The sequence below is a fragment of the Rhizobium fabae genome (assembly GCF_003985135.1).
GTDB lineage: Bacteria > Pseudomonadota > Alphaproteobacteria > Rhizobiales > Rhizobiaceae > Rhizobium > Rhizobium pisi.
Map to the genome: position 1 here is coordinate 505,579 of NZ_ML133648.1, position 26,402 is coordinate 531,980.

At 59.9% G+C, this 26,402-nt stretch carries 28 protein-coding genes and 1 pseudogene; 24 read left to right on the top strand and 5 right to left on the bottom strand.

The window, feature by feature from the left end; genetic code table 11:
* The first annotated feature begins 125 nt into the window (after window positions 1–125).
* The 11 genes from EFB14_RS11005 (at window position 126) to EFB14_RS11055 (ending at window position 12,629) form a co-directional block, all read left to right on the top strand.
* Window positions 126–1,142: an ABC transporter substrate-binding protein gene (locus EFB14_RS11005; RefSeq protein WP_125842782.1), complete on the top strand. Its 1,017-nt coding sequence runs from the start codon at window positions 126–128 to the stop codon at window positions 1,140–1,142.
* Between the two features lie 71 nt (window positions 1,143–1,213).
* Window positions 1,214–2,665 (top strand): sugar ABC transporter ATP-binding protein, encoded by a 1,452-nt coding sequence (locus EFB14_RS11010; RefSeq protein WP_125842780.1) that lies wholly within the window; start codon window positions 1,214–1,216, stop codon window positions 2,663–2,665.
* Window positions 2,662–3,609, top strand: a complete 948-nt coding sequence (locus tag EFB14_RS11015; protein ID WP_126825241.1) for an ABC transporter permease — start codon at window positions 2,662–2,664, stop codon at window positions 3,607–3,609. Before EFB14_RS11010 ends, EFB14_RS11015 begins: the two co-directional genes overlap by 4 nt.
* The gene (locus EFB14_RS11020) at window positions 3,606–4,556 is read left to right on the top strand and encodes an ABC transporter permease (protein ID WP_125842776.1); all 951 of its coding nucleotides are present in this window, start codon (window positions 3,606–3,608) and stop codon (window positions 4,554–4,556) included. Before EFB14_RS11015 ends, EFB14_RS11020 begins: the two co-directional genes overlap by 4 nt.
* Before the next feature lie 14 nt (window positions 4,557–4,570).
* Window positions 4,571–5,485, top strand: coding sequence for an SMP-30/gluconolactonase/LRE family protein (locus tag EFB14_RS11025; protein ID WP_125842774.1), 915 nt, complete (start codon window positions 4,571–4,573; stop codon window positions 5,483–5,485).
* 471 nt (window positions 5,486–5,956) lie between these two features.
* On the top strand, window positions 5,957–7,609 hold the full coding sequence (locus EFB14_RS11030; RefSeq protein ID WP_125842772.1) for a putative bifunctional diguanylate cyclase/phosphodiesterase: 1,653 nt from the start codon (window positions 5,957–5,959) through the stop codon (window positions 7,607–7,609).
* Between the two features lie 65 nt (window positions 7,610–7,674).
* Window positions 7,675–8,193, top strand: coding sequence for a hypothetical protein (locus EFB14_RS11035; protein ID WP_376772326.1), 519 nt, complete (start codon window positions 7,675–7,677; stop codon window positions 8,191–8,193).
* Window positions 8,190–9,362, top strand: coding sequence for a methyltransferase domain-containing protein (locus EFB14_RS11040; RefSeq protein WP_126825248.1), 1,173 nt, complete (start codon window positions 8,190–8,192; stop codon window positions 9,360–9,362). Before EFB14_RS11035 ends, EFB14_RS11040 begins: the two co-directional genes overlap by 4 nt.
* Window positions 9,362–11,719 carry a SpoIIE family protein phosphatase gene (locus EFB14_RS11045; protein WP_126825251.1) on the top strand — a complete coding sequence of 786 codons (2,358 nt, stop codon included), beginning with the start codon at window positions 9,362–9,364 and terminating at the stop codon, window positions 11,717–11,719. Before EFB14_RS11040 ends, EFB14_RS11045 begins: the two co-directional genes overlap by 1 nt.
* Window positions 11,720–11,722: 3 nt before the next feature.
* Window positions 11,723–12,283 carry a slr1658 superfamily regulator gene (locus EFB14_RS11050; protein WP_126825254.1) on the top strand — a complete coding sequence of 187 codons (561 nt, stop codon included), beginning with the start codon at window positions 11,723–11,725 and terminating at the stop codon, window positions 12,281–12,283.
* A 7-nt stretch (window positions 12,284–12,290) separates the two neighbouring features.
* A complete protein-coding gene (locus EFB14_RS11055) occupies window positions 12,291–12,629 on the top strand; it encodes a slr1659 superfamily regulator (protein ID WP_125842762.1) in 339 nt (112 codons plus the stop codon).
* A gap of 201 nt (window positions 12,630–12,830) precedes the next feature.
* On the opposite strand, the gene EFB14_RS11060 is transcribed toward EFB14_RS11055, so the two are convergent.
* The 3 genes from EFB14_RS11060 to EFB14_RS11070 form a co-directional block, all read right to left on the bottom strand.
* On the bottom strand, window positions 12,831–13,061 hold the full coding sequence (locus EFB14_RS11060; RefSeq protein WP_125842760.1) for a BrnA antitoxin family protein: 231 nt from the start codon (window positions 13,059–13,061) through the stop codon (window positions 12,831–12,833).
* 32 nt (window positions 13,062–13,093) lie between these two features.
* A complete protein-coding gene (locus EFB14_RS11065; protein WP_126825257.1) occupies window positions 13,094–13,285 on the bottom strand; it encodes a hypothetical protein in 192 nt (63 codons plus the stop codon).
* 285 nt (window positions 13,286–13,570) lie between these two features.
* A complete protein-coding gene (locus tag EFB14_RS11070; protein ID WP_125842756.1) occupies window positions 13,571–13,924 on the bottom strand; it encodes a MarR family transcriptional regulator in 354 nt (117 codons plus the stop codon).
* Between the two features lie 91 nt (window positions 13,925–14,015).
* Here EFB14_RS11070 and EFB14_RS11075 point away from each other — a divergent pair, with 91 nt between their 5' ends.
* The 13 genes and pseudogenes from EFB14_RS11075 (at window position 14,016) to virB11 (ending at window position 24,119) form a co-directional block, all read left to right on the top strand.
* Window positions 14,016–14,555: a hypothetical protein gene (locus tag EFB14_RS11075; RefSeq protein ID WP_126825260.1), complete on the top strand. Its 540-nt coding sequence runs from the start codon at window positions 14,016–14,018 to the stop codon at window positions 14,553–14,555.
* Window positions 14,556–14,558: 3 nt separating this feature from the next.
* The gene (locus tag EFB14_RS11080; RefSeq protein WP_126825263.1) at window positions 14,559–15,221 is read left to right on the top strand and encodes a lytic transglycosylase domain-containing protein; all 663 of its coding nucleotides are present in this window, start codon (window positions 14,559–14,561) and stop codon (window positions 15,219–15,221) included.
* Window positions 15,218–15,517, top strand: a complete 300-nt coding sequence (locus EFB14_RS11085; RefSeq protein ID WP_125842750.1) for a TrbC/VirB2 family protein — start codon at window positions 15,218–15,220, stop codon at window positions 15,515–15,517. Before EFB14_RS11080 ends, EFB14_RS11085 begins: the two co-directional genes overlap by 4 nt.
* Window positions 15,518–15,522: 5 nt before the next feature.
* On the top strand, window positions 15,523–15,861 hold the full coding sequence (locus tag EFB14_RS11090) for a VirB3 family type IV secretion system protein (RefSeq protein WP_125842748.1): 339 nt from the start codon (window positions 15,523–15,525) through the stop codon (window positions 15,859–15,861).
* A pseudogene (locus EFB14_RS11095) lies at window positions 15,854–18,219 on the top strand (VirB4 family type IV secretion/conjugal transfer ATPase). The gene EFB14_RS11090 and the pseudogene EFB14_RS11095 overlap by 8 nt, the downstream one beginning before the upstream one ends.
* Window positions 18,219–18,917, top strand: a complete 699-nt coding sequence (gene virB5 / locus EFB14_RS11100; protein ID WP_125842744.1) for a P-type DNA transfer protein VirB5 — start codon at window positions 18,219–18,221, stop codon at window positions 18,915–18,917. Before EFB14_RS11095 ends, virB5 begins: the two are co-directional and overlap by 1 nt.
* Window positions 18,914–19,147 (top strand): EexN family lipoprotein, encoded by a 234-nt coding sequence (locus EFB14_RS11105; protein WP_126825267.1) that lies wholly within the window; start codon window positions 18,914–18,916, stop codon window positions 19,145–19,147. The genes virB5 and EFB14_RS11105 overlap by 4 nt, the downstream gene beginning before the upstream one ends.
* 3 nt (window positions 19,148–19,150) lie before the next feature.
* Complete coding sequence (locus EFB14_RS11110) at window positions 19,151–20,071, top strand: TrbL/VirB6 family protein (RefSeq protein ID WP_125842740.1); 921 nt, start codon at window positions 19,151–19,153, stop codon at window positions 20,069–20,071.
* 52 nt (window positions 20,072–20,123) lie between these two features.
* Entirely contained in the window at window positions 20,124–20,408 is a 285-nt protein-coding gene (locus EFB14_RS11115; protein WP_126825270.1) for a hypothetical protein, read from the top strand.
* Between the two features lies 1 nt (window position 20,409).
* Window positions 20,410–21,081, top strand: coding sequence for a VirB8 family type IV secretion system protein (locus tag EFB14_RS11120; RefSeq protein WP_126825273.1), 672 nt, complete (start codon window positions 20,410–20,412; stop codon window positions 21,079–21,081).
* Entirely contained in the window at window positions 21,078–21,935 is an 858-nt protein-coding gene (gene virB9, locus EFB14_RS11125; RefSeq protein WP_125842736.1) for a P-type conjugative transfer protein VirB9, read from the top strand. Before EFB14_RS11120 ends, virB9 begins: the two co-directional genes overlap by 4 nt.
* A gap of 9 nt (window positions 21,936–21,944) precedes the next feature.
* Complete coding sequence (virB10, locus tag EFB14_RS11130; RefSeq protein WP_126825276.1) at window positions 21,945–23,117, top strand: type IV secretion system protein VirB10; 1,173 nt, start codon at window positions 21,945–21,947, stop codon at window positions 23,115–23,117.
* A 6-nt stretch (window positions 23,118–23,123) separates the two neighbouring features.
* Window positions 23,124–24,119: a P-type DNA transfer ATPase VirB11 gene (virB11, locus tag EFB14_RS11135; RefSeq protein WP_126825279.1), complete on the top strand. Its 996-nt coding sequence runs from the start codon at window positions 23,124–23,126 to the stop codon at window positions 24,117–24,119.
* Window positions 24,120–24,573: 454 nt separating this feature from the next.
* Here virB11 and EFB14_RS11145 read toward each other — a convergent pair whose 3' ends face one another.
* Together EFB14_RS11145 and EFB14_RS11150 are read right to left on the bottom strand one after the other, a co-directional pair.
* Window positions 24,574–25,821, bottom strand: a complete 1,248-nt coding sequence (locus EFB14_RS11145) for a type II toxin-antitoxin system HipA family toxin (RefSeq protein ID WP_125842729.1) — start codon at window positions 25,819–25,821, stop codon at window positions 24,574–24,576.
* Window positions 25,814–26,149: a helix-turn-helix domain-containing protein gene (locus tag EFB14_RS11150; protein ID WP_125842727.1), complete on the bottom strand. Its 336-nt coding sequence runs from the start codon at window positions 26,147–26,149 to the stop codon at window positions 25,814–25,816. Before EFB14_RS11150 ends, EFB14_RS11145 begins: the two co-directional genes overlap by 8 nt.
* Between the last annotated feature and the right edge of the window lie 253 nt (window positions 26,150–26,402).

Here is a 26,402-nt window from a genome sequence, read left to right on the forward strand (position 1 = left end):
GATCTCCCGCATCCTGCCCTTACTGAGAGGAGGAAGCTCAGTGCAAGAACAATTTTCACTCGAACCCCATTGGGGCAGGCAGGAGTGAAACGATCCGCCGACCGGCGATCATGAGGGAGGAAGACATGACAATCCGTAAGATGCTTCTGGCATCGGCCGCTATTGCTTGCGCCGCGATGCCCGTTTCTGCCTTTGCCGATACGTCGGCCAAGAAAATCGCCCTTTCCAACAATTATGCCGGCAACTCGTGGCGCCAAGCCATGCTGACGAGCTGGGGCAAGGTGACGGGCGAAGCCGTGAAATCAGGCGTCGTTGCAGCAGCCGACCCTTTCACCACCGCCGAGAACCAGGCGACGGAACAGGCCGCGCAGATCCAGAACATGATCCTGCAGGGCTATGATGCGATCGTGCTGAACGCCGCTTCGCCGACGGCGCTGAACGGCGCGGTCAAGGAAGCCTGCGACGCCGGCATTACCGTCGTGTCCTTCGACGGCATCGTGACGGAACCCTGCGCCTGGCGCATCGCCGTCAACTTCAAGGAAATGGGCCGAAGCGAGGTGGAGTACCTGTCGAAGAAACTCCCGCAGGGCGGCAACCTCCTCGAGATCCGCGGTCTGGCCGGTGTCTTCGTTGATGACGAGATCTCGGCCGGCATCCATGACGGCGTCAAGCAGTTCCCGCAGTTCAAGATTGTCGGCTCTGTTCACGGCGACTGGGCGCAGGACGTGGCGCAGAAGGCGGTTGCCGGCATCCTGCCGAGCCTGCCCGACATCGTCGGCGTGGTTACGCAGGGCGGCGACGGTTATGGCGCCGCACAGGCGATTGCCGCAACTGACCGGAAAATGCCGACCATCATCATGGGCAACCGCGAAGACGAATTGAAATGGTGGAAGGAGCAGAAGGACGGCAAGGGCTACGAGACCATGTCCGTGTCGATCGCGCCCGGCGTCTCCACGCTCGCCTTCTGGGTCGCCCAGCAGATCCTCGACGGCAAGCAGGTCAAGAAGGACCTCGTCGTGCCCTTCCTGCGCATCGACCAGGATAATCTCGAAACGAACCTCGCCAATACCCAGGCCGGCGGCGTTGCCAACGTGGAATACACGCAGGCTGATGCAATCAAGGTCATCGAGTCGGCAAAATAAATCTCCCGGCGACTGCCGCGCGGCCGCAAATGGCCGCGCGGCAGTCTATACGAGCAGGCATGGCGGGCAGCATGGATGACGTTTTGAAGGCGGTGATCGCCGTCGATGGCGCCAAGGTGAGCTTCGGCGCGGTCAGGGCACTCGATGGCGTGACGCTTAGCGTCATGCCGGGGGAATGCGTCGGGCTCGTCGGACACAATGGCGCCGGCAAGTCCACCATCGTCAGCGTGATCAATGGCGGCCTCACGCCGCACGAAGGAAGTGTGGCGAGCGACGGCGAGCGGCTGGAGCGCTATGGCATCAACGCCGCGCGAACCCGCGGCGTGCGCTGTGTCTTCCAGGAACTTTCTCTCTGCCCCAACCTTTCGATCGTCGAGAACACGCGCATCATGCACCGCGATCTCGGTGGTTTCGGCTGGCGCAGGCGCGCGGCAAAAATCATCGAGAAGAGCCTCGACACCGTCTTTCCCGGCCATGGCATCGACAGCAGCCGGGCTGTGGGGGATCTTTCGATCGCCGAGCGGCAGATGGTCGAGATATCAATGGCCTTCTCCGACGCCGGCATTGCCCCACGGCTGGTGATCCTCGACGAACCGACATCGTCCCTCGATGCGAGCCTTGCCCGTCAGATGCTCGACCATGTCCGCCGCTTCACTGCCGCCGGCGGCTCCGTCATTTTCATCTCGCATATCCTGCACGAGATCCTCGAGACCTCCGATCGCATCGTCGTCATGAAGGACGGCCGCGTCGTCGCCGAACGTCCGGCGAACGGTTTTGATCATCATGGCCTTGTGGAAGCCATGGGCACCGTTGCGAAGGAGGAGATCGCGCAGCGCTCGGTGCGCGAACAATCCCTCGCTCCGCTCATCCTGTCGCATCAGACGAAGGGCCTGCCCTTCGCGGCGCGCAAAGGTGAGATCATCGGGCTGGCGGGACTGGCCGGCCACGGGCAGACCGAGTTGCTGCTTGCTCTGCATGCGGCCCAGTCGAGCAATTGGCTGCCCGAGCGCGATCCGCTCGTCACCTTCGTTGCCGGCGACCGCCGCCTCAACGGCGTTTTCGAGCTGTGGAGCATCTTGCGCAATTTCTCCATCGCCTCGCTCGGTGACCTTTCGCGACGCGGCCTCATCCTCGCAAACGAGGAAGAGACGAAAGGCGCCGACTGGAAGCGGCGGATCGAGATCCGCACGCCCGATATGGCCAACCGCATCCTGTCGCTTTCCGGCGGCAACCAGCAGAAGGTGCTCTTTGCGCGCGCCCTTGCGACCCGCGCGCCCGTCGTGCTGATGGACGATCCGATGCGCGGCGTCGATGTCGGGACCAAGCAGGAGGTTTACGCCATCATCCGCGACGAAGCCTCGCGCGGCCGCACCTTCATCTGGTATTCGACTGAAATGGACGAGGTCCGCCTTTGCGACCGCGTCTACGTCTTCCGCGAAGGCCGCATCAAGGCCGAACTCGCCGGCGACGCCGTCAACGAGACGAATATCATTGCCGCCTCCTTCGAAGGGGTCGCTGCATGACGTTCAGGCTCTCGTCCGATGCCATGCGTCTCGCCATTCCCGCCTTGTCGCTGACGCTGCTGCTCGCTGCCGTCTTCTGGATGCAGCCGCGCGCCGTGAGTTATGTCGGGCTCAACCTGCTGTTCAACCTGGCTGTGCCCATCGCGCTCGCGACGATCGCCCAGATGCTGGTGATGGCGGTCAACGATCTCGATCTCTCGATGGGCACCTTCGTGAGCTTCGTCGCCTGCGTCACCGCGACCTTTCTGCGCGATGCCCCGGTGATCGGCGTCCTGATCCTTGCCGGCGCGATCGCGACCTATGCGGCGCTCGGCGTCATAATCCATCTGCGCAACCTGCCGTCCATCGTCGTGACCCTCGGCATGAGTTTCGTCTGGGGCGGCCTTGCCGTGCTGTTGCTGCCGGCTCCAGGCGGGCAGGCGCCGAATTGGGTGCGCTCGCTGATGACCGTCAAGCCGCCGATCGCGCCGATGGCGATCGTCGCCAGCATTGCCATTGCTGCCGTCGCCCATCTTCTCGTCATGCGGTCGTCGCTCGGCGTGCTGATCCGCGGCATCGGCGGCAACCAGCGCTCGGTCGAGCGCGCCGGCTGGTCGATTGTCGGGGCGCGCGCTACCGCCTATGGGCTTGCGGGCTTGTTCGCAGTGCTTGCCGGCATCGCCCTCGTCGGCCTGACCACCTCGGCCGATGCCAATATCGCGCTGCGCTACACGCTGCTGTCGATCGCCGGCGTGATCCTCGGCGGCGGCGAATTCATCGGCGGCCGCGTCTCCCCGATCGGCGCCGTCATCGGCGCGTTGACGCTGACGCTGGCCGGCTCATTCCTGTCCTTCCTGCGCATCTCGCCGGACTGGCAGATCGGCGCTCAGGGCGCCATCCTGATCATCGTGTTGGCGCTCCGCCTGATGCTGAACCGCCTGGAGAAGCAGGAGAAACGCCGATGACCCCATTGCTCCGCCTGTTCGGCAAGCCCTGGATCTGGTCGTGGCTTGCCGCTTTCACCGTCTGGTTCCTGACGGTCATGGTGACGCTCGGCGCCAGCACGCTCGGCCTGTCGCAGGCAGCACTCACCTTCGCCGCCTTCTCGGTCGTCGTCGGCATCGGCCAGATGTTCGTCATCACGCTCGGTCCCGGCAATATCGATCTCTCGGTTCCCGCCACGATGACGCTTGCCGGCACGGTGGCGCTGAAGCTGATGAATGTCGAAAATGGCTTGATCCTGCCCGGCCTCTTCGTCGCCATCGTCATCGGCCTCGTCGTCGGCCTCTGCAATTATGCACTCATCAAGGCGCTGCGCATTCCGCCGATCATTGCGACACTTTCGACGAGCTTCATCGTGCAGTCTGCAGCGATCTGGACGAACCGGGGATTGCGCATCAAGCCGCCGAGCGTGCTGGCGGAATTCACGACGTCGAACACGCTTGGCGTACCCAACGTGGCAATCGTCGCACTTCTCATCTCGCTCCTCGCCTGGTTCCTGCTCGAGAAGACGATCTACGGGCGCTGGATCTCGGCGATCGGCCAGAGCATGCCGGCCGCGCGCATGGCGGGCATACCGGTCGACGGCACGCGTTTCGTCACCTATCTTTTCTGCGCCGTGCTCGCATCGATTGCGGGTTATCTGCTCGCCTGCTTTTCCGGCGGCGCGGCGCTCAACATGGGCTCGGAATATCTGTTGATGTCGATCGCCGTCGTGGTGATCGGAGGCACGGCCGTCGCCGGCGGCGATTCCAACGTGCCGGGCATCTGGGGCGCGTCGCTCTTCATGTTCCTGGTCGTCTCCATGCTCAACACCTACGGGGTCGGCGCGGGCATTCGCCTGATCATGACCGGCCTCATCATCATCAGCGTCATCATGCTCGCCGGCGGCCGCCGGGCCGGCATGCGATAATTGGGAAGACCGCCATGGCCGAGGCCAGCATCTACGAAATTCACGACCCGCTCTTCCGGCAGTTGATCGTGACGAGCGCCGGCCTCGACGAACTTTATTCCGGCTGTCGCTGGGCGGAGGGGCCTGTCTGGTTTAATGATGCGAACCAGCTGCTGTGGAGCGATATTCCCAACCAGCGCATGCTGCGGTGGACACCGGAGAGCGGCGTCTCCGTCTATCGGCAACCGTCCAATTTCAGCAATGGTCATACACGCGACCGGCAGGGCCGGCTGATCTCCTGCGAGCATGGCGGGCGGCGCGTCACGCGCACCGAGATCGAGGGTTCGATTACCGTGCTCGCCGACCGTTTCGAAGGCACAAGGCTCAATTCGCCGAACGACGTGGTGGTGAAATCAGACGGCACGATCTGGTTCACCGATCCCACCTACGGCATCATGTCGGACTATGAAGGCTATCACGCCGAGCCGGAGCAGCCGACCCGCAATGTCTACCGCTTGGATCCGGCGACCGGCCAACTTGCGGCCGTCGTCACGGATTTCATCCAGCCGAACGGCCTTGCGTTCTCGCCAGACGAAACGATCCTTTACGTCGCGGATTCGGGGGCAAGCCACGACGAAAGCCTGCCACGCCACATCCGCGCGTTCGACGTGGTCGATGGCGAGAGGGTCGCGAACGGCCGCGTCTTTTGCCTTATCGACAAAGGCATCCCGGACGGGATCCGCACCGACGTGAACGGAAACCTCTGGTCGAGTGCCGCAGACGGCGTGCACTGCTTCGACCCGGCGGGCAAACTGATCGGAAAGATCCGCGTACCGCAGACCGTCGCCAACCTCACTTTCGGTGGGCCAAGACGCAACCGGCTGTTTATTGCGGCAACACGGTCGATTTATTCGGTGTATGTCGCAGTGAGTGGGGCTCAGGTGCCATAAGGCACGGTTCCGTATCACGTGGTGTTGGCCGGAGTCGCCAGCTACTGTCACTGCGAACGCTATCACTTGGAATGCGATTACCTCCAATGCCCTCAACGCGAACGCTCTTCCACCCGTTGGAGAGATCGGCGCGGGCAGCGTCGATGACGTCCTTGGCGTGGAACTGCCGAACGGCAAGACCATCACGAAATGAGCCGGGGAGGGGCGAGCGCTGTTCGCCCATTCTCCCCGTTTAACGGAACGGCAAGGCAAGCTGGAGGCGGAGGCCCTATTTCCCATTGGATTAGATTGCGAAATACTATTTTTTTCCTCGGCCAGGTCACAAGGGATTCGGGACCGTGGACAGGCGCTACGGCGTCCTGACTTTTGGGGATTGTTAATCAGGGGGGCCTAATATAGGATCCAAACGCGCTCAAGTTGCACTATACTCCACCTGCCCGCTAGGAGATTCGACTGGAGAAAGCCCGGGACATGCCAAGAGATCGTGCGGCTCGCTCGCCCCTCGAACAAACCGAGGCAAAAGCTTTGCACCCGGCCGATGGGCTTTTGTTCTTTGATCGCGAATTCAATCCCGTCGAGACTTTGCTGGGCAATCCACTGCCTGCTGCCGTTAGGCCAGCAGCATCGCTTTGGGAGCATTTCCCCGAGTTGGACAGGTCCGAAATCACGCTCGCGGCTCATTCGATCGGCGACGCCGCTCGGCCCTTGCGCATCTCGCTGGATCCAAACAAGCCGGGATCGCATGGCATCACGATTTATCGGATCGGAGAATTGTTTGCCGTGGTTCGGTCTGAGGAACGCAACGGCGCCGACCTCGCAACCCTTTTGCATCTGGCCACTCACGATCCGCTGACCGGGCTTCCCAACCGACGTCAGTTCGGCGACGATCTCGCCGCATCGCTGCATGAGGCCACGGCCTCGAATGAAGCTCTATCCCTGATGCAGCTCGACCTCGACGATTTCAAGCCTGTAAACGACACGCTCGGGCATCCGGCCGGCGACAAGCTTCTTCAGCTCGCCGCGAGCCGCATTCAAGGGTGCCTCACCGACGACGACAGGGCCTATCGACTGGCGGGTGACGAATTCATGGTCATTTCCATGGGCTCGGGGCATCCCGCCAAAGGGCATCGACTGGCAGAAGCCTTGGTGGACGCGTTCAAGAAGCCCTTCACGATAGACGGTATCGCGCTGTTTGTCGGTGTAAGTATCGGCACATCCGCTGCTCCGTTGGACGGAATAAGTCCGGAGCAGCTCATGAAGTCGTCCGACGTCGCACTTTACGCTGCGAAGAAAGAAGGACGCGGCCGCGCAAAACCGTTCGATCCTTCAATGCTTGAATCCCTGGAACAGCGCGAACTGTTGCGCCGCAGCCTTCGCATGGCGCTGGTCCAGCATCAATTTTTCATCGAGTACCAGCCCATCGCAGAAGCCGGCCGCATCTTCGGCTTCGAAGCATTGCTCAGATGGCGCCATCCCTTGCTTGGAACTATTCCACCTGCGGCATTTATTCCGGTGGCCGAAGCCGACGGATTGATGCCGGAAATTGGTGCATGGGTTTTGGAGCAGGCATGTCGCGAGGCGATGAAATGGCCGCAGAACTACACTGTCGCCGTCAATTTATCTGCGGCCGAATTTTTGACAAGCGGCTTCACCGACCGCGTGTCCCAGACATTGGACCTGGTCGGCTTGCCGCCCGAGCGTCTGGAACTTGAGATAACGGAAAGCGTGCTCCTTGAGCGAACCGTCAACAACATCGATACGCTGAATACCCTTAACGTGCTGGGGATACGAATTTCGCTTGACGATTTCGGGACCGATTATTCGTCCCTTAGCTATCTCAAGACCTTCCCCTTCGATACGATAAAAATTGACAGATACTTTATCACCGACCTCGAAAGCGATCTCAAAAGCCAGGCAATCGTCCGCTGCATTGTCAATCTCGCGCATGACCTCGAGATGCGAGTGACGGCCGAAGGGGTTGAGACGCCCGATCAGGCGACATGGTTACGCAGCGTCGGCTGCGACAGGCTTCAAGGCTATCTCGTCAGCAGGCCGCTTTCGGTCGAGGCGATCGGCGAGTTCGTCACTCAGGCGGAAAAATCCGCAAGTCAGCCACGCCCATAGTGAAGAATCATTTTTCGCCGTGTTTCAGCCGCGGCACCCATCAACCCGACGCCTTCGGCAAACGAATGGAGGGTGTATTGAAAGAAGAAGCATCCAAATTCGATGACCACGCATTTGCGCCCATGGTATCGATGGAAATGAACGTTGGGATGTTCAAATCCCAATGGCAATTTTGCGACAGGATTACGGAATATCTCTCAGACATTCTCGGCCAGGGTCACAGCGATCCCGCTCGCTATTCCAATTTTCTTTCCGTGGCGACGAACGAGCTCGTCGAACTCGCTTTCCGTTCGACTGGAGAGCCGGGGAGGATAAGTTTCGATCTCTATCGCAGCGCCACATTCAATCGGTTGAGAATTGCGTTCCCTTGCGAGGAAGGATCTGACCGCGAGCACGCACGTGCAAGATCAAGCGAACGCCAGCCTATCCTTGGGGCCGCGTCCGGATATCCCGTCGAGTCCGATGGGACGGTTCCGCTCGCCAATTTGGCAGCGATATTCCGCGCCGCCATCCGAATTGAGAAAGACGGCACGCGGGGAATACAAATCATCGCGGATTTCCCCTCGACCGAGGACTTCCAATGAACATGCTTCCTGTGCCCTTTGCTATTTATTTCGATCCGACCAATCAAGAGCTGGTGCTCTCAGGCAAGATGCGGCCCGAAAGCGCCGCTATGATTGCCGATGCTCTCAGGCTGGTGCAGCAAAGTTTGGAAAAATACAGCGGGGTCGTTTACCTCAATGTCAAACGTTTGACACACATCAACATGACTGCCTTCGCCGCCCTGTCCGACCTTCTCAAGGAGAGCTGCCGGAATAGGCCGGAACGGAAGATCGTCATTGTCACATCAAGCGTGGTGGCGTGGTCGACCGCGTTGTTCCAGACCCTCGCCGCGACGGAGCCGAACTTGGCGATCGAAGTCTACGATTCGGCATTCTATCCCGGCCAGAGCTTTGTCGAGGATGAAACCTTCATTCCTATTCTGCGCACCCAGACGAAAATGACATGGAGGCATGAACGGGAACTGTTGCCCCGCCACGGCCTGCGCAGCGGTCTTGTCGTCGCGGATATCTGCTGCGGAATTGGGGATTTCGCAGCCTTGGTTCAGCGGGAGTTTGCACCGGCACGCCTTGTTGCGCTGGATCATTCCGTGCGCAGCCTCGAATATGCCCGCCGGATCGCCGCCGACTTCGATCTGCAGGGAATCGAATACACCTATGGCGATGCCTCGCAAATGCTGCTCAGAGACAATCAATTCGACTTCGTGACCTGCCGCCATTCGCTGCAGATTTTCAATCGCCCCGAGATACTGCTGCGGGAGCTTTACCGCATCTGCAAACCAGGCGGGCGCGTCTACATCACAAACGAAAAAAATTCGCATTGTCTCGGGGAGCCACATGCGGAAACCATAAAATGGACTTACGAGGAAGTCGCCAAACTGTTCAGGCACTTCGACATGGATGTCGAGATGGGGCCGAAAAGCCGTCATCTCCTCGCCGACGCCGGCTTCGATGAGATCAAGGTCGACTGCTTTATGGTGACGAACCTTGACGGGGATCCCCAGGACTTCGCAGATATCATAGAAGCATGGGAAAACGTCTATGCCGGTGAGATGGCCGTCCGACGTGGCGACTCATTGGAATTCATTCGCAGGTTCCGGCAAGGATTCAGAGATCATGTCTTTGCTGCTCTTCACCCCAAGGGTTATGCAGGCTGGCCGATCTGGGCAGCTTCCGGCCGGAAGCCGCTGTAATGGACAGGAAACCATCGAAAAGACCGATAAGATTGGGCTCATTTCGAGCAAAGTTCATCCTGGTCGTCGGTGGAGCCGTTCTCTTTGACCTGCTGGTGAGCGGCGGACTGGCGCTTTGGAACGTTCAACGGTTGTCGCGTGACGCAACGCTGGAGGTCGGGCAGGGCCTTGAGGCCGCAAGCCAGGAATACGTACGCACATATGCCGATTCGACCGCGGCACAGGTGAGTCTGCTCCTGCGCCAGGTCCATAATGACGTCAGCGCCTTGGCAGGCGTGCTCCAGGCGCAGATCGACGATCCCGAGCGCAATTCCGAGGTGGGTGCCGCGGTTTCTCGTGCATCTCCGGGCAGCGTCAGCCTCTCTTACGATGAGAAGGGGAGATGGTCGCAGAACGCCGCGGGTTCCGTATCGGTCATGAGCGTCTGGGGGTATCTGCTCGGACCAGACCATAAGCCAAAGCCGGATGTCGAGCGCGATATCCAGACCAGCTCGGTTCTCGACCTCGTTGCGCCGAGCCTAATGCAACACGGCGCCTCAAAGCTGCAAATGTACTACATCGGATCGAAAGAGCGGCCGATCTTCCGGACGACGCCCTACACCGACCAGGCTCAGACCTTCGACCGTCTTTATCCGGGTCACAACGAGGCGAATCTCTGGGACTTCTTTTTTCCCGGGCTTTATGAATCCTGGCAGGATTGGGCCAAGGACAGCAAAACGCGGCCGGTCGCGGACGAGATAACGCAGACTGCTCCCTATACGGATGCGATCACCGGGAAGCTGATCGTAAGTTTCTTCCATCCCTTGTGGACCGCCGACAGGAAGGATGTCTCCGGGGCGGCAGGCGCCGATATCACGCTCGACCAGCTCGCGCAGACTGTTGAAAATGTGAAAGTGGCCCAGTCCGGCTTTGGATTTCTCGTCATGTCAGACGGAAACGTCGTGGCAATCAACAGCACAGGCGAAAAAACGCTCGGCCTTCGTTCTGCGAGCGATGCGAGCGGAACCGGCGTGACCGGGCTGCAACGTTCGCTGAAGCGAAGCTCGCAGCCAGCGATAGCGAGCATGGCTCTCGATCGCGAACAGGGCATCCAGCACTTGTTGTTGCAGCAGGACGGCGAATTGGTGCCCTATATTGCTATCGTAAAGAAACTCCCTGCGACCAATCTCTGGGTCACTGGGCCCGTTCGGCAAGAGGCGATGTCTCTGGGCGTGGTTGTGCCTGAGCGAGAAATCGACGCCTCCCTCTATGCGGCTCAGGCCAAGATTTCAGAGGCAACGAACCGGATCGTGATCTATCAGATTCTGGCGATCCTACTGTCGCTGCTTGTCGTGACGATCGCGGTACTCGCGGCTTCGAAACGAATAACGAGCGGAATCAGCGCACTTGCCGATGCCGCCAAGAGGATACAGGCGAAGGATTATTCGGTCAGGGTAGCCATAACAAGCAAAGATGAGGTCGGCGAGGCGGGTGAAGCATTCAATCGCATGGCCGAACAGATCAGCTACCACACCGAAAACCTTGAGCAACTCGTCGACGAGCGAACCGCTCAGATCGAGGATGCAAAGGAAGAGATTTCGTCACTGAACGCGCAGCTCCAGCGAGAAAACCGACGTCTTGGAACGGAGCTGGCCGTCGCCGAAAGAATCCAACTCATGGTCCTTCCGCTGCATCAGGAGCTCGAGGAGTTTCAGACCCTCGAAATCGCAGCATACATGCGACCTGCCGAAGAAGTTGGTGGCGACTATTATGACGTCTTGAAGAACGGGAACAGGCTAAAGATCGGCATCGGCGACGTCACTGGACATGGGCTCGAAAGCGGTGTGCTGATGTTGATGGTTCAGTCCGTGGCCCGTGCCCTGCAGGAAGCGGGAAACACCGATGCCGTCAAATTTCTCACTGACCTGAACAGCGCCCTGTTTAAAAACATCGTGAGGACCAAGATCGACAAGCACCTCACGCTGGCGTTTCTGGACTATGACGGAAAGGACATGATTCTCTCGGGGCAACACGAGGAAGTCGTCATAGTGCGGGCGAACGGCAAGGTGGAGCGCATCGACACGATGGATCTAGGGATACCGATCGGGCTGGAAGCCGATATCTCAGCGTTCGTAAAAACCCATAAAATAGCGTTTGAGACGGGCGACCTCATACTTTTGCACACGGATGGCGTAACAGAAGCCGAAAACGAGCTCGGGGAACTGTTCGGCATGGAACGGTTGTGCCGGGAGGCACGACGCTTGAACGGTCTAAGTGCCGACAAAATCGTTTCTGAAATTGTGGCGGCACTCATGCTCTTCATCGGATCACAGAAGATACACGATGACATTACGCTTCTCGCAGTGAGGCATAGGTGACACATGGCACCAAGGGTATACGGTATCGAGTCTTTGGCGGGCTTAAGACTGAATGTCGATACTCGCCTTACATTGAGCGACGGGCCGCTTCAGCTCGGATGGAAGCATTCGGGAATGACCTCCGACTTTATAGCTGAGGTGATGGCTCTTCCGTTCTCCCGCTCCAGGAAAGACTACAGGCAGGCGCATCACGACATCGGGTACCTCAGCAATGAGCTGATAGAAAATGCCGTTAAGTTTCGACAGCCTGGTGAAATCCTTGTTGAAGCCAGCATATTCGACGGCCGTTTTTTCATAAGGGTGAAGAACACGATCGATGGCGACAGCGCGGCGCGTTTTCAGCAATTGCTGCGTCACATTCAGTCGAAAAACGCGGAGGAACTTCTTCTTGAGCAAATCGAAATCAATGCCATATCAATGGGAAGCGGTTCGGGTCTGGGTTTGCTTACGCTTCTGAGCGACTATGATGCAAAAATGGCATGGGCTTTCGAGGAGCATGATGATCAGCATATCATACTGACGACGACTGCAGCCGTGGCGATGCCGCCCTTCTCCAATCAGTGAGCGAAGAATGGAAATCAGCGACGAAAACTTCCGCGTGTGGGCGGAACGAAACCAGGTATATTTCGACGGCGTGTTCCGGCTGGCAGGGCCGGACGCCTACGCGCCCATCTACTCGCTGATCTCAGGCATCCTCCACGGAGGCCACAAGCAGGTGACGTTCAACCTGACGGGTCTGGAGTTTCTCAATTCTTCCGGGATCAATCTGCTGGCGAAGCTGACTATCGAGGCCAGGAAAATCAGCGACCTCCTGCTTGTGGTCAAAGGCACTCATCAATATCCGTGGCAGGCTAAATCTCTCCCGAACCTAAAGAAGCTGCACCCGTCTCTCGATTTGCGATTGGCGTGATTGGCTCGGAATAATGCAGATGCTTCAGGAGATCGGAGACCATTGGTCGCGACCCCTTCAAGAGCTTTATTCCGCCTCGGACAGGGAAAATCACCCCGTGCGATCAACCTCCTGAAAGCCCCAACACACTTCTACGCAGGACAGCGAGGAGGAACGTGAGCGGGCCGCCTATGCCGGTGGGCGATCGCAGTCCCTTCACGATCACTCTTTCATCGCTGCACGCAGGGCATCGTTGACGCGCTCCTGCCATCCCGGACCCTCCGCCTGAAAATACGCGAGCACATCGCTGTCGAGTCTCATGGAGACCGGCTCCTTCACGTGGGGCAGCGCTCGCCGTTCAGCGGCTGGTGCCGCTGCGGCCTTCTTTGCTGGCTTGAACAAAGCCTCTGCCGCATCAAGTGGATTGGCGGGGCGGCGTGGTGCTCGTGTCATGCTTCTCTCCAATGGTCTTGGTGAATCTGTAGTCAGTCCGGGAACTCGCCAGCTGGTCCGACGCTTACCTGAAGGAAAGCTGGTTGCGGCATCTCCGGACTGATTCCGGGGCTGCGACCAAGGCCGCGTTTGCTGCGCGAGCGGCGTGCCAACAACGCATTATATCGATCGCGCACCTCACCGGCTTCGATGTCGCCAGAAACACATACCTCGACGATCGCCATGAACTCAACGTCTCCATCGATTGGCATGCCGCCCTGGTCGTCTGTACGGTCACCCGTTCGGCTATGGATCTGCGTGATGTCGTTCTGTCAGTTTCTGCTTCAAGTTGCGAGCATAGTTGATCCGATAGCAATCGCCTAAGGTTCCTGCCACTTCAGGCCACCGCATGCGAAGTTCATGCGAAGGCTAGCGCGCGCCATAACGCATTCTTTCCTGACTATGCAAGATCAATGGTCTATCGCACGTGAGACCTGACGGCGCCGAAATTCGTCACTTTAACTCGTTGGTCACCCAGCGCCGAACGAACTTAGCTTCTCCAGAAGCGTTTCCGAAATCTCGAACTGGCGCGCGGTTCCACGACCCATCGAGTTCTTGACGATCGTCTCTTCCAGCATTCCTCGTTTGACCAGCAGATCCACCGTCTCCTTGACGCCGCTGCGCGTCAGAGCCGTTATTTCCATAATGCTGGAAAGGGTTAGCTTCTGGTGCGCCTGGTTCATGCTGTACAAGATCGTCATCATGCCGACCTGCTTCAGCCTTGCCTGAGGCGTCTCATCATCACGGGGGTGGTCGAGGATCTCATGCAGGATGAGGCCCGAGAAGGCGAGATTATGCCATTGCGTCTTGAGCGCTCTTGTCATGCTATTTTACTGTGCTATATAAGTCAGTATAAACAGTTCGGGAGGCAGGCCGCCTCTTTGGCAATGGAATATCCTTGGAAGGGTCGTGCTCATGAAAAACCTTCTGTTCAACTCAGTCGTGGCGGCCTGCTGCCTACTGGCACCCTACCTTACTTCACCTGGCAGGGCGCAAGCAAATGATTGGGGTTGCGAGGTTATCCTGTGCCTCTCCAACCCCGGAGGGCCGACGCAGTTCGCGGAATGCCGGCCGCCGATCGAGAAGCTCTGGCGCGAGCTTGCCGAGGGGCATTCGTTCCCGACATGCAGCGGCGCCACCTTCCACAGTTCGCGCCCGGGTTATGAGCCCTATTACTGCGAAACCGGATACCGGCTGGAAAGCGATTATGGACCGCGCGGGCAAGAAGTAACCTGCGTGTCGACGGCCCTCCAGCCGGTGAGTGATGCATTCTGCCCTCATGTTGGGGACGAGTACAATTTTAGCGACGGCTCAGTTCTGTCCCCGCGATGGCAGCTGTTGGACGGACGGCGACAATGTATGGGCTATCCCACCGCCCGCCCGAACGTCAGATCGCAGCCTCACTATGTCGACGTCACGATCGACGGGGCAGCGAAGCAGCGGGTCTGGTACTGATCGATGGCTGTGGCATTCATGGATCTCGCCCAGAACTGCGCGCCCATGGTGGAAATCAGAACGCTCGCGGCTGTCATCAGTCTCGAGAGCGGCTTCAAACCCTTCGCCATTCGGATCAACAGCGGCCCGCCGCTTGAGCCCCAACCCACATCAAAGGCCGAGGCAATTGAACTGGCGACCTCCCTCGTTGCCGATCAGCAGGACATTCAGATCGGTCTTGGCGGCATCGGCGAGACGGAGTTGCGCAGGCTCAAGCTCTCGATCTCGGATGCGTTCGATCCTTGCCAGAACCTCAAGGCGACGGCCACTCTGCTCGACGGCTATTATCGTCTGGCCTTGCGCGCCGGCGCCGATGCGATCCAAGCCGAAAAGGTCATGCTTCAGTCCTACTACGGGCGTGACGATCCGTCTGTTGGCGAAATGATCAAATATGACGAGCAGGTCCGCCAGGAAATGGTCCGCCTGCCTTCCGACCTGGCGTCTCTCGCTATCGCCGAGCCGCGTGAAGAAGCCCCTCGCGCGGATCGGCCAGCCACAGGGGAGGCATCCCCGCCCGCACAGTTCCTTCCCCAATCTGGTGAAGCCGCATCGTGGGACGTCTTTAACGCCCGGCGGTCATACCAGGTTCTCGTGTTTAAGAACGAACGATCGGAGCAAAGTGAATGATCTCGAAAACAAGCCTTCGCCCTGTCGCGGCCTCTCTCCTGATAGCAGCGGCCATCATCGCCAGCCTGGTGGAACCGGCTTTCGCCCAGGCAGCTGGCGTCGAAACCGTCTTGCAGAATATCGTCGACATGCTGACCGGCAACATCGCCCGGCTGCTCGCCGTCATCGCCGTCATCATCATCTGCATTGCCTGGATGTTCGGCTACATGGATCTGCGCCGTGCCGGTTTCTGGATCATCGGCATCGGCGGAATTTTTGGGGCGACCGAACTCGTCAACACGATCGTCGGAAGCTGAAGGTCATGCCGACCACCGCCGCGATCGAGGAAGATACCTTGTTCCTGGCCTGCACCCGCCCGGCGATGATCGCCGGCGTGACGATGGAGGCGATGGGCATGAACGTCATGCTGACGACGATCCTCTACATCACCGCGGGATCGATCGGTTACGCGCTTGTCGGCGTCGTCTTCCATTTCATATTCCGCACCCTCGTCAAGCATGACCACAACATGTTCCGGATCCTGATTTCCTGGATCGAGACCCGCGGCCGGTCGCGCAACGCCGGCTATTGGGGCGGCGCCACCTTGTCGCCTCTGAGGCTCATCCGGCGCTATGACGAAAAGGATTTGAGCCTTGCCTAGCATCGCAACGCTTCGCTCGCGCGAACTCGGGCCGGAAACCTTCATTCCGTACGTCCGTCATGTCGACGAGACGACGATCGCGCTCGAATCCAGGGCGTTGATGGTGATGCTCGCGCTTGAAGGCATATCCTTCGAAACCGCCGATGTCCTGGACCTCAATAGCCTGCACCGCGATCTCAATACGCTCTACCGCAACATCGCCGATGAGCGCCTGGCGCTCTGGACACATGTCATTCGCCGTCGCGACAACGACTATCCGGACGGAGAGTTCGCCAATCGTTTTTCGCAGGGGCTGAACACAAGATACCGCGAACGCATGATAGGAGAGGATCTATTTCGAAACGATCTTTACCTCTCGCTTGTCTGGCATCCGGGCCGGGATCCGGCCGAAAAAGCCGCCAACCTCCTTTCGCTCCTGCGCAAGGCGCGCCGCAACGGTGTCGAAGTCGACGAGGGTGCGCTGAAGCATCTGCAGGACAAGGTATCCGACGTGACCGCCGGGCTGAAACGCTTCGAGCCCCGGGTGCTCTCCCTCTACGAGCAGGACGACATCTTCTTCTCCGAACCGAGCGAGGTCCTGCATCAGATCGTCGGCGGCCGGCGGGAACGCGTTCCGTTGACAGAGGGCAGGATATCGTCGACGATCTATTCGGATCGGGTGATCTTCGGGCGCGAGACCATCGAGATCCGTCATGAGGCCGAAAGCCGCTATGCCGGCATGTTCGGGTTCAAGGAATATCCGGCGACGACCCGCAGCGGCATGCTCGACGGCATCCTGACGGCGCCGTTCGAGCTCATCCTGACACAGTCTTTCGCCTTCGTCTCGAAAGCCGATGCGCGCACGATCATGGGGCGCAAACAGAACCAGATGGTGAGCGCAGGCGACAAGGCGGCGTCGCAGATCGAAGAGCTCGGCGATGCCATGGACGACCTTGAATCGAACCGCTTTGTGCTCGGAGAGCACCATCTGGCGCTTTCGGTCTTTGCGCCGTCGGTGAAAGAACTGACCGATCATATGGCCAAAGCACGGGCCCATCTCACCAACGGCGGCGCAGTCGTCGCCCGCGAGGATCTTGGCCTTGGGGCGGCCTGGTGGGGGCAGGTGCCGGGCAATTTCCGCTATCGCGCAAGATCGGGCGCTATCACGTCGCGAAATTTCGCGGCGCTCGCCCCCTATCATTCCTATCCGACAGGCAGGAAGGACGGAAATGAATGGGGACCGGCCGTCGCCATGCTGAAGACTGCCTCCGGCTCGCCCTTCTATTTCAATTTCCATCACAGCGACCTTGGCAACACCTTCGTGTGCGGCCCGTCGGGCACCGGCAAGACGGTGCTCTTGAACTTCATGCTCTCCCAGCTCGAAAAACATGATCCCCACATGGTCTTCTTCGACAAGGATCGAGGAGCTGACCTCTTCGTGCGGCCGCGGGTGGCACTTACCTGCCGCTTCGAAACGGTGTTGCCACCGCCTGCGCGCCGTTGAAGGCACTTGAACTCACGCCGGAGAACAAGGTGTTCCTCGCCCGCTGGGTCGGCCAGCTGGTCGGATCGGCAAAGCGCGAACTGACGGTCTTGGAGCTGCGCGACATCGCCTCGGCCATCGATGGCCTGGCGGACCTGCCGGTCGAAAGACGCTCGATCGGCGCCTTGCGCACTTTCCTCAACAACACCGATCCCGAAGGCATCGCCTCGCGGCTCAGGCGCTGGGAGAGAGGAGGGCCGCTCGGCTGGGTGTTCGACAACGAGACCGATGACATCGGGATCGGCGCCAGGTTCATCGGATACGACATGACCGACTTCCTCGACAATGAGGAAATCCGCACCCCGTTGATGGCCTATCTGTTCTTCCGCATCGAGCAGCTGATCGACGGGCGGCGCATTATCATCGTCATCGACGAGTTCTGGAAGGCCCTGCGGGATGTGGGTTTTCGCGATCTCGCCCAGAACAAGCTGAAGACGATCCGCAAGCAGAACGGCCTGATGTTGTTTGCGACCCAAAGCCCGCGCGATGCGATCGTCTCGCCGATCGCCCACACGATCATCGAGCAGTGCCCGACGCAAATCTTTCTGCCCAATCCGCGCGGCGACCATGCCGACTACGTCGACGGGTTCAAATTGACGGAGCGCGAGTTCGAACTTCTCTCGCGCGAGCTTTCGGTCGAGAGCCGGCGCTTCATCGTCAAGCAGGGTCACAACAGCGTCGTCGCTGAATTGAACCTCAGGGGTTTCGATGACGAACTCGACATCCTGTCCGGCCGCACCGCGAACGTCGAACTCGCCGAGGCGATCCGCTCGGAGATCGGCGACCGGCTCGAAGACTGGCTACCGGTGTTTCAGCAAAGAAGGAGGGCGGATTGATGGAAAGGGTCAGAAGAGAGTTTGCGCTGGCGATGATGGCTGCACTGTTGCCCGTTGGAACTGCATTCGCGCAGGGCATTCCGGTCATCGATGAGACGGCGATCGCCAAGCAGATCGAGAGCATCACCCAGCTTAAATCCCAGCTCGGCACACTCAATCAGCAGCTTCAGCAGGCCCAGCAGCTTTACGCATCGCTGAACAAGATCACCAATATGGCCGATGTCGCCGGTCTGCTGAACGATCCTTCGATCCGCAAGGCATTGCCGCAGGATTTCAATGCCATCGAAGGTCTGTTCAAGGGATCGGGTACCGGCGTCTTCGGCAGCTCCGCGTCGAAATTCCTGGAGGATAATTCGACCTATCGCACCGACGCCGATGATTTCTATGCGCAGGAATTGTCGCGCGTCCAGAACCAGAATGCCGGTGAGATGAGCCTCGGCCAGCAGATCTACGATGCCGCCACCAAGCGCATCGACGGCATCGATCAGCTGCGCCAGCAGATATCAGGTGCTGCGGATGCCAAGGACATCGCCGATCTCCAGGCACGGCTACAAGCAGAAACGGCGTTTCTGCAAGCCGACGTCCTGCGCATGCAGGCCCTGCAGATGGTCCAGCAAGCAGAGGTTCAGGTCGATGATCAGCGCAAGGCCGAGGATTGGCGCAAGCGCATGGATGCCATGGGAGAGGCGCTCAAATGAGAAATGTCCTTCTTGACGTCGTCACCCGCACCCTTTCTGGCTGCTCCGGCCAGGGAGACAAGACCTACACTGTCGACGAGCTCATGGCTGATGAGGCTCTGCTGACAAAGATCATCAGCGAATGCCGCAACAACCCCGGCGGGTTGCGCCAAACGCCCGATTGCCAAAATGCGGAGGCGGCGGACTGGAAGCTGCGACTTGAACGTATGAAAACATCGCTTGGAGGCTGAGCCATGTACCAGGTCTTCAGCTTCGTCGACGGCCAGTTCAAGTCGCCGCTAGAAAATTTCATCTCGTCGGGAACGTCGAACATCGCCAACTGGATCAGCGGCCCGCTCACCGCGGCGCTGACGCTCTACGTCGTGCTCTATGGCTACCTTGTCCTGCGTGGCTCGGTCCACGAGCCCATTCTTGAATTCGCGTTTCGGGCGATGAAGCTTGCGATCATCGTCATGCTGGTGCGCAACGCCAGTGAATATCAGACCTATGTCACTAACATTTTTTTCGAGGCCCTGCCGCGCGAGATCTCGCAGGCGTTGAACTCCGGCGCCGCACCGAGCGCTTCCACCTTCGACAGCCTGCTCGACAAGGGCCAGAAATGCGCCCGCGAAATCTGGTCGCGTTCCACCTGGCCAGTCGACATCGTCACCGGTATCGGCGGGATGATGGCAATCGGTGCGAGCTTCACCGTGGCGGCAATCGGCTACATCGTCTCGCTCTACGCCCGGCTGGCGCTCGCCATCGTGCTGGCGATCGGCCCGATTTTCGTAGCGCTTGCGATGTTCCCGTCGACCCGTCGTTTCACCGAGTCCTGGATCGGTCAGCTCGCCAACTTTGTCATTCTGCAGGTCCTGGTGGTCGCGATCGGTTCGCTGTTGGTCACCTGCATCGACACGACCTTCACGGCGATCGAAGGCTATACCGACGTCTTGATGCGCCCGGTCGCGCTTTGCGCCATCTGCCTTGCAGCCCTCTACGTCTTCTATCAGTTGCCCGGCATCGCCTCGGCGCTTGCGGCAGGCGGAGCGTCCCTGACCTACGGATATGGCGCCGCCCGAGACGCTCACGAAGGCACGCTCGCTTGGGCAGCCTCCCATAGCGCTCGAGCGGTCGGACGAGGAGCCCGCTCCGTCGGACGTCGCCTCAGATCTTGAGGGTCCGGATGACGACTTCTCCACGACAAATGCTTCAGAGGTTTGCGTTCCAATGATCCGCATCATCGTCTCGATTCTCCTTGCCATGGAGCTCACTGGCTGCGCTTCGAAGTCCCACCCTTTGCCCAAGTGCGACGGCTATTCGCGCCGGCCGCTCAACCGCTCCATGTGGCAATGGGAGGGCAACAAGCCCATCAAGCAGGACGGTTCCGACGCTGTCCCGGCGGCGGCGACCGCCCACGTATCTTCCTATGGAAAAGAGCGGCTGACGGAGAAGCCGGCCGCCTTCGCGGATTTCGATGCTGCGGGTTCCTATCGGCCGTGCGGGGAGGGGTGAGATGGTGAGCACGGACAGTCTAAAGAGCTATTTCGAAAGAGCGCGCCGCTTCGATCAGGATCGGCTGGTCCAGGTGGAGCGGTCGGCGCGCATCGCCTGGTCCATCGCGATCGCCGCGAGCGTGCTTGCCGCCACCTCGATCTTTGCCGTTGCCGGCCTCACGCCCTTGAAGACGGTCGAACCTTTCGTCGTTCGCGTCGACAATTCGACCGGCATCGTCGACGTCGTCTCGGCGCTGACATCTGCCGCCGGCGGCTATGATGAGGCGGTGACCAAATACTTCGCCGCCAAATATGTGCGTGCGCGGGAAGCCTATGTCTGGAGCGAGGCCGAGGAGAATTTTCGCACCGTCGCCCTGCTCTCGACCCAGCCGGAACAGACGCGCTTTGCGGTGATCTACCGGGGCGGCAATCCGGACTCTCCGCAGAATATCTACGGTCGCGGCGCGACGTCACGCGTCAACATCGTCTCGATCTCGCTGATCAACGCCAATGTCGTATCGGTGCGTTATACCAGGACCGTCACCCGCGGTGACGACGTCAGGACCACCCATTGGGTCGCAACGCTCACCTTCTCCTATGTCAACGCGCCGATGTCCGCGACCGACCGCCTGACCAATCCGCTTGGTTTTGCCGTCAGCGACTATCGTGCCGATCCGGAGGCCATCAATTGAAGAAGAGTTTCCTGATCGCCCTGACGCTGACCGCCGGCCTCTCCACGGCGGCCTTCGCACTCGATATACCGCGCGGCGCCGCGCAGGATAGCCGCGTCCGTTTCATCGACTACCAGCCCTACAACATCACCAAGATCGTCGGCACGTTGCGGTCCTCGGTGCAGATAGAGTTTGCCGCCGATGAGGAGATCGCCCACGTCGCGCTCGGCAACAGCGTTGCGTGGGAAGTGGCGCCGGCCGGCAACATCCTGTTCCTGAAGCCCCGCGAAAACCAGCCGGTGACCAACATCTCGGCCGTCACGACCAGGCGGGACGGCTCGACACGCAGCTACCAGATGGAACTGACGGTGCGCGACGGCACCGTCGAGGCCGGGCAGAACACTTACTTTTATGTGAAGTATCGCTATCCCGCCGACGAGGCCGAACGTCGGAGGCTGGAGGCCGCTGCGCGCGCGCAAGCAGCTCAAGCCGGCGAAGCGGACAAGGTTCTCGCCCTTCACGAAGCCTATGGACCACGCAACTGGCGCTATTCGGCTCAAGGAGCCGCGGCACTAGAACCGCAGGCGGTCTACGACAACGGCAAGGTCACCACATTCGCCTTTGCCGGCAACCAGGAAATGCCGGCGATCTACATGGAAAATTCCGACGGCAGCGAGAGCCTGGTGCCGAAGTCCGTCGAGAACAATCTGGTGCTGGTACACGCGATCAGCCGCAAGTTCATCCTGCGCAGGGGAGGCGACGTCCTCTGCGTCTTCAACGAGGCCTATGATCGTATCGGCATCAATCCCGAAACGAATACGACCTCACCCTCTGTCGAGCGCGTCGTGAAGACGCCGGCTGCGACAGGACAATAGGAGGACGTCATGGCCGAGGAAGACAGCACCCACATTCCGGGTGAGCGCGCCGAAACGACGACCGGCCGCGGCCTCGATAACAATCCGACGGTGAGACGTGGTGTGGTGGCGCTGGCAATCATCGCCTTCGTCGGCTTTGCGCTCTGGTCGATGCGCGGGCAGGATAAGCCCGCAGATGGCGTCCAGCCCGAACGCGTCGTCATCCGCCAGACATCGGATTTCGAGCCGGCGAAGGAGCCGGTCCAACCCATCGCCACGCCACCGGAAACAATCCTGCCGACGCCCGGCATGCCCGAGCAGGCGGGTGAGGATGAGAAGCTCCTCGACGCCGCCCGTCGCGCGCCGGTCATCGCTTATGGTGGCAAAAAATCCCCTCAGTCTCATCCTCGAGACCAGGATACCAGCACCGATGCCGCTTCGAATTACGTTTCACTCGGAAACAGCCCGGGCGGTCTCGGTGCCCAGGCGGAAAACGAGGACCAGCGCTTCAATCGGCTGTTGACACCGACACAGCTGCAGGGTTCGCGTGCCGGAACCCTTGGAAATCGCGACTTCATCGTCGCCATGGGAACCTCTATTCCATGCGTCCTGGAGACGGCACTCTCCTCCGACCAACCCGGATTCACGAGCTGTGTCATCAACCGCGACGTCCTGTCGGATAATGGCAGGGTCGTGCTGATGGAGAAGGGCACGCAAGTGGTTGGCGAATATCGGGGCGGCCTTCGCCGCGGTCAGAAAGGCCTGTTTGTTCTCTGGAACCGGGCAAAAACGCCGAGGGCCGTGATCATCACCCTGGCGTCGCCGGCAACCGATGCCCTTGGGCGTGCCGGTGTCGACGGCTACGTCGATAACCATTGGTGGGAGCGCTTCGGCAGCGCGATCCTGTTGTCGATTGTCGGCGACGCCAGCTCCTACGCCAACAGCCAACTGCAGGATAGCGATGTCGAGGCAGACAACACAACGAGCGCCGGCAAGCAGGCCGCGACCATCGCCGTTGAGCAGTCAATCAACATTCCGCCGACCCTGTTGAAGCATCAAGGAGAGCTGGTCTCGATCTTCGTGGCGCGTGATCTCGATTTCTCGAGCGTCTATCGGCTTCGCGTGACCGAACCGCGCAACCGCATTTACGATCGGGCGGTTCTTGGCGACTTCAGTCCAGCCTCGACCCTGGTCACGAAATAGCCCGCCATGACAGAGGGAGCTGATTCAGGCGTCGTGCGCGAGCTGCTGGTACCGCTGTCGCCCTTCCTGCGCGACAAGTCGCTTTACGAGGTCATCATCAATTGGCCGACCCAGGTGGTCACCGAGGGCACGGCCGGGTGGCAAACCCACGATCTGCCGGATCTGTCGTTCGACAAGCTGATGCGTCTCGCACGGGCTGTTGCCAGCTATTCCAACCAGTCGATCGACGAAACCCGGCCCATCCTCTCGGCAACGCTGCCGGGCGACGAGCGCATCCAGATCGTCATCCCGCCGGCGACGACAAAGGGAACGGTCAGCATCACGATTAGAAAGCCGTCGTCGGTGTCGCTGAGCCTGAACGATCTTGAGCAGGGCGGCTTGTTCGCCGAGGTCGCGAGGCAAGAGACGGCCATCTCTTCGGCCGACCGTAGGCTTCTGGAGTTCTTTAGAACAGGGTCCTACCCGGCATTTCTGCGAGGGGCCGTCCACGCGCGCAAGAACATCATCATCTCCGGGGCGACGGGATCCGGCAAGACGACGCTTTCGAAGGCGTTGATCCGCCATATACCTTCCAGCGAACGCATCATCTCGATTGAAGATACGCCCGAGCTCGTGATCCCGCAGCCGAACCAGGTCCGCCTTTTCTACTCCAAGGGTGGCCAAGGGCTGGCAAAGGTCGGGGCAAAGGATTTGCTCGAATCCTGTCTGCGCATGCGGCCGGATCGCATTCTTCTGCAGGAACTGCGCGACGGCACAGCGTTCTACTACATTCGCAATGTGAACTCAGGCCATCCGGGCTCGATCACCACCGTGCATGCCGACTCGGCCAGGCTGGCATTCGAACAACTGACACTGCTGGTGAAGGAATCCGACGGCGGTCGGGATCTGGGGCGAGACGACATACGCGAGATGCTGAAGATCGCGATCGACGTCATCGTCCAGTGCAAACGCATCGATGGTCGGTTTCGGGTGACTGAAATATACTATCGAGCTGCCGTATAAGGGCGTTCGCCAGCTGGGTGTGGCTTCAGCGACGGCGAGCGAGGACAAATCCGGCGGCGCCCAGGCAATCCAATACGGTAGATCTCCTCGCGGTAGACGCGTGACTTTGATCTTCCGTCGCCGTTCCAGATCTATGGTCTAACTGCTGAGATGCGCAAAAATCGAGAGGTTGAACTAGCGCTCTAGATGGGGGCGCGCGACGAAGCGGCCGAATAGCCCCCGATAGAGCGATCTTCCTCGGGCCCGGCCGAGCGGTTCGCGGAAGATGAAGGGCGTTCCAAGACCGATCGGAGCAAGGAGCAAGTCGAGGATAGGCCATGGGCCATACGCGATACCGGCGTCTGAACCACCTCGCGAATGCCAGCAACCTCAATGTCCGCTACATCGAGGTCGACGGTCACGTCGGTGATCGGGCTGGCCGAGGACAGATCGAAACTGTGGATGAGGGTTCTCGTCATAGGGCCAGCGCTCGCTGCAAATCATTGTGGTCGAACGCACTGGCCATTCGGTTGATCTCGGCCGACCGCGCACCGACCGCTTTTGCGGTCTCGCGCCACGTCGCGGTGGAGATGGCGACTTCCTTGATGATCACGCGAGCCTGGGAGAGCGTGAGGGCGAAGAACCCGGCAGCTTCTTCCAGCAGATCAAGCGAGCAGGTGCCTTCATCAAGATTGATGTTAGTTGTAAGGACGCGCGCTTTGACGTCGGTAGGCACTGGATTGAGGTCATAGGCAGGGGACAGCGACCAGCCGGCTTTGCCGAGCCACAGAAAGCCGTGATTTCGCAAGTGGTCGTCCACGTTGGAAATCAGCACATTGAAGGCGACGCGGCGATAAAGCGCTTGGGCATCGGTTTTTCCCTGCGCGCCGTGTTCGGCCAGTGCGTCTACGATCTCCGGGTAGCTGCCGCGCTCGCCGTCCTTTGCGCCCATCATCGCCATCGCAGACAAGAAGGGGATCCGGACGGCGCCATTTCGGTCGAAGCGACGCGAGAGCATGACCTTCTTTCCGGCGACGTCGATGAGCTCGTGGAGGGGCGTGACAATGCCGGCTTGTTCAGCCAGTCGCAGAGCAACCTCCTCCCATGTCTCCATGCTGTAGTCGTCGGTTTCCTTGGGAAACTTGGCAATCGAGAGATGGCCATGCTGATCGATGACAGAGGCCTTCGGACGCGCTCCACCAAGCGACGAACCAGGCGCGAAGATAAGTTGGAGGTCTTCGTCGGTTTCCTCGTCGCGCAGAATACGTTCGGTGATCTGCAGCAGATGGCCGAGCTCAATGAGGGCGGGGACGCCCGCGCGGATCGGGGCTCGGAATTGCTCTTCGCCGACCCAGCGAAAGCGGAGCGCACCAAGCCGGGTCTCGTCGGCGACGCCAAGCAGATAGTCGCTTTCCGCCAGCGTGCGCACGGCCCGGCGGTCGCGCTCAGCCGTACGCCGCTCCGAGCGCTGCATGAGGCGCCGGCCCCAAGTATCGGGTGCAGAGTCGCCAATGGAGCCAAAAGTTGCGAGGCCGGCGGGTGGCGCAAAGGCTCCTCGGGTCAGAGCTAGAGCGGGCTCTAGCGAGAAGCGGTCGGGGTCCTCAAGCCAGGCTCGGTCATACTCAAACATGATCGTCTCGGTGCCACGGACGCGGTTGCTCCGCGTCAGTCCAATCGGACGTGTGCGGCCGTGAAGGTCGAGATGAACTTCAAAATCAGCCATCGCGTGACGATCTCGGCGATCGCTTCGGGTGAGCGTGCTTAGGTAGTTCCGCACTGGCCAGAGACTGCCCGACGCTGTCGTTGGTGATGTCGGCGACTTGGCTTAGCCCATCTAGAAGGCCGAGTGCCTGGAGGACGCCGGCATAGATTCCGATGCTGACGTTGGTGTCGCCAGCTTCGATCTTCTGAAGCGTTGAGCGTGAGGTGAAGGCGCGTTCGGCCACTACAGCCATAGGCAGCCGGCGACGTCGACGAGCGTCGCGTATGTCTGCGCCCAGTTTGCCCAGCGCGCGCCGCACAGCGGCCGGAGGATTATGAGGTGTTGGCATTAGTCACCTTCGCACTACAGATTGGACGAATATGTATCACGAAGCTAACAATTTTTCCAGAGGAGACGTTCAGCGACCCAAGTCAAATTGCTTCGTCGTGCACATTGGTTCCGAAGGTTTAGTTTGCAGCGACAACGCCTCAATTAGCTGCATTGCGGCGTAAGTCCTTTACGCCAAATCTCACGCGGAGGCAGTCCGCCGAGTTGCAGGCCTACCATGGTCTCGACCTTTCGCCGTTGTGCGATCACATGTT